The following is a 3585-nucleotide window of genomic DNA, read 5'->3' on the forward strand; positions in this document are numbered from 1 at the left end:
GTAAGCGGAAACTATTTCCTACCACGAATATAGTAAAAAACCGCCAGCTGGCGGTCAATTATGTTGGGTAAATTCTATTTTTTGCGTCTCATCTTTTCCTGCTTCATTATTTCCTTGTATGACCAAGGATCTAGTCCTTTATAGCTGATCTTATCAAATACGCAGTCATACCTCTCATCATACTTGGAGAGTCTTTTACCTTCGTCATCAAACTGGGTACGTGGCATTTTACACAGCTGAGATGTTCCTTCATGCTCGCCTGAGCATCTGTACTGTTCTATTCGTAATTTTGCGTTATCAATCACCCACTGAATATAGGTGTAAGGATTGATGTTATTAAGTCTGCAGGTTTGAGTGATAGTCATAATATCAACGTAACCGCGGAATGAATCTGCATTTTGCAGAAACTGCATCATACCTCTATGAATCACGCATGGTCGGATTTGTCTTTCGGCAATATTATTTGTACAGGCTATATCTCCGTTAGTAGTGAAGGCATATAGTTCCTGTCGGTTGTTGAGTGCATAGGCTAAAGCTTTTCCCCATGGATACTCTGAACCTCCTTCAACGTATATTTTGCCATCTGCATTTATTAAGCGATGCATTGTAGGTGTCAGCCTCAGCAGGTTTTCACATTCTTCATAAAACTGATCTAAAAGCTCAACAGAGAATTCCTGTCTGCGAGCCTCTAGCTCTTTCCTGTCAGCATTGGAAAAGTCACCGTCAAGTCTCAGGATCAGTTCAATCAGGTATGTCATAAACAATACCAGATCGCCATTAGAGCCAACCGCTATATTCTGATTCTGTAATTCTCTATCCAGATATTCATCGTAGTCATCCGGAGGACAGGTGCATATCTTCCTGAAAACCTTATCAAGCTTGAGTAAAGACAAAGCTTCAATAAAATATTTTCTCAGGTGAAAGAAACATCCTGCATGGACAATGTGCCGCCCCTCAAGCATATCTTCAAGGAGCGCAATTCCTGGAGGGTAACCGCTGTAACAGTCTGTTATCAGAGCCTCTATAGCAAATTCATCTGGTTCGAGCGTCTCGGCATCTTTAAACTGTTTTATGAATTCCTCTGAACTTCTGGTTTTTGAACCAAGGTAAACTACACCTTGCTTTTCCTCGTGGCTACCTGTCACCAAACACCAAATGTAATTCTTCGATCTTCTGGAGCCATCCTCTTCCTGTAATAGCTCCAGAACCTTCATGGTACTCTCGTCGTTGTGCCACACTTTGCAGCTTTTAAAGAGCTCAAAGCGTATTGCCTGAGCCAGGGAGCTAAAACATCTGCTCATGGAGGTTATGAATTCAACTATATACTGTCTTGAAAAGTAATCCCCGTCTGTTAACAGCTGATTTCGTGTAGCCAGTCCGCTTTTTGAGGATTTTAGAACCATGTAGTCAATCACGAGCTTGAGAGCATGCTGCTCCGATATGGAATTTCCAACAAACATTGGACGCATTCCATAGATTCTTCTTGGCTGGCCCATGAATTCCGTAGGAGACAGGAGCAGAACGCCATCATCTACAGTTAGAATATTCTGTAAGGTCTTGCTGTAATGATATTTAGCGCAAAGCTTAGCTTTTTCCTTTTCCCTTGATGGGGTATCAGGGGAAAGAATAAGATCCTGATCCAGTCTTGCGACAATATTTCCCAGTTCATTTCTTAGGATAAGTTCAGGAGCGGTAGCTGGGTGAATCTCAAATGCTTCACCGTTTGGGCCATGAAAAGTCATTACAGATGCTTCAAAAGTTTTTAAGGTGCTAATTGATTCATGGATAATTTCTGTGATTCGTCTGCGTTTTGAAATCTCCCATACCTTAATGAAGGCTCCGGAATCGGGATCAACAGCGAAACCGTCACAGACTGGTTCTAGTTTCAGGTTTTCTTCTCCATTGCTGTCCATGTTAGCACGATTATCGCCATTTTCAGCATTACAATTTTGAACAGAATGCGTTTCTTTCTTATTATCCAGGACATTATTTAAAGTCTGGTTGAGTTTCTTTTTACCCTTACACCTGGCAGAATGTCTGTTTTTAACTGGATGTGAACCTGACTCATCTTCTGCTGCAGTAATATTCGTAGAGTCCGTATGGTTCGTAGTATTCGTAGAGTTGGTAGAGTTCGTAGGGGTGATAGAGTCCGTAGGAATGATAGGGTGCGTAGAGGCATCAGCTGCCACAGCTTCATCGTCTGCTATCACTTTTTTACTTTGCAGTTTACAAATCAGCGCCTCGATTTTTTTGATATCCTGCTGGTAACGGCTTATCATTCGGGTATTCTCGCAGGAATTCTTTGAAAGCGTTTCTACCATATCTAAAAGTCTGCTCAGACTCTGATTCAGGTGGGCAAGCTGGAAATTATATTCTGTGCGGGTGATAGTATTCTGCAGCTTAAGTTTCTCGGCTATGGCTGTTGTATCTTTTTTAATGGCTTTTTCAGTATGTGAACCGAAACGATGCTTAACATGCTTTGAAAGAGCTAGCTGTTGCTTCATTGCTACACTAACCAGCTCTTCAAGCCAGCATGACAGGTCGCTAATGCTGCAGTTGCTGTCTGGGATATTCCCCACAGTCATGCACTCTGGACCATTCTGAAACTCTGCACTACGCAGCTTTTCAATACAGCCTCTGACAGTGGCTTCAAGCATTAAAGCATCTGCGGTATTCATGAGCTCTATTCTTCTTCCTGTCTGCGTTCGCCGTTACGCTTAAACAGTTTTCTATATTGCTCCATCGTAAAGAATTCCCCATCAACCACTCTTCCTAAATAAGTGTACTGGTGACGTCCACTGCCATTTTCGCGGAAATATCTGGTAGTTACCACATAATAGATTTTCTGGACTCTAACGATTCGTGCGCCTTCAACATCATGGGGAAAGTTCTTGACCATGGCAGGAGCAGGTAGCCCTTCTGCATATTTAGGAGCTTTTCTTTTAACTTCAGAGAACGGCTTGGTTCTGACATAACTGCGGTTAGGTGTTTTAGGCTCAGGAACTCTTGGTTCGCCGTTACGTTTAAACTTCTGCAGGTACTCTTCCATTGAATAGTACCTGTTATCAACCACCTTACCGATAATTTTGTAGGAGCAAAGCTTGGCGCCGTTCTCATTAAAAGCCCTTACATAGGACTCGGTAACATAAAGATGCTTTCCTTTCTTCGTAAGACGGGCATTAGGATTGTTACTAGGGAAATTCTTTATTTTGGTGGTATCTATTTTATCTGTCATAGCAAAACTATCTGATATTAAAAGTATTTGTCCTTATTGCCTATATTTTAAATTATTTTTTCCCTAATTAATAGATGGTTAGCAATTTTTTTTCTTTTTTTCAGATTTTATTTACAGCGTCTTTCCTACGGTATGCTGCATATATGCACTTTGCCACTCCCCCTGATATGTTCCGTCCAGCACCAGTCTCTTCATCTGCTCCCTGGTAAGATTCAATGGCTTGGCCTGATCTTCGAGCATGATCCTGAAACGACGGTTGAATAATACTCGCTTAATTAGAGTGATCCCGGTATCATCAAGGTGGAGGATCATAAGATATTTGAGGTTGCGGCTGACGAACACAAAGTAGC

3 protein-coding genes are annotated in these 3585 nt (G+C 41.8%); all 3 read right to left on the reverse strand.

The features are described from left to right. Positions 1–74: 74 nt before the first annotated feature. Positions 75–2678, reverse strand: coding sequence for an IS66 family transposase (locus B5D46_RS11775; RefSeq protein WP_078929618.1), 2604 nt, complete (start codon positions 2676–2678; stop codon positions 75–77). Between the two features lie 5 nt (positions 2679–2683). Further along, a complete protein-coding gene (locus tag B5D46_RS11780) occupies positions 2684–3235 on the reverse strand; it encodes a hypothetical protein (RefSeq protein WP_078929619.1) in 552 nt (183 codons plus the stop codon). Positions 3236–3346: 111 nt separating this feature from the next. After that, a partial coding sequence (gene tnpB, locus B5D46_RS11785; RefSeq protein WP_143675689.1) for an IS66 family insertion sequence element accessory protein TnpB occupies positions 3347–3585 on the reverse strand: 239 nt, incomplete at its 5' end.

Origin of the sequence: Succinivibrio dextrinosolvens DSM 3072 (genome assembly GCF_900167015.1) — a bacterium.
GTDB lineage: Bacteria > Pseudomonadota > Gammaproteobacteria > Enterobacterales > Succinivibrionaceae > Succinivibrio > Succinivibrio dextrinosolvens.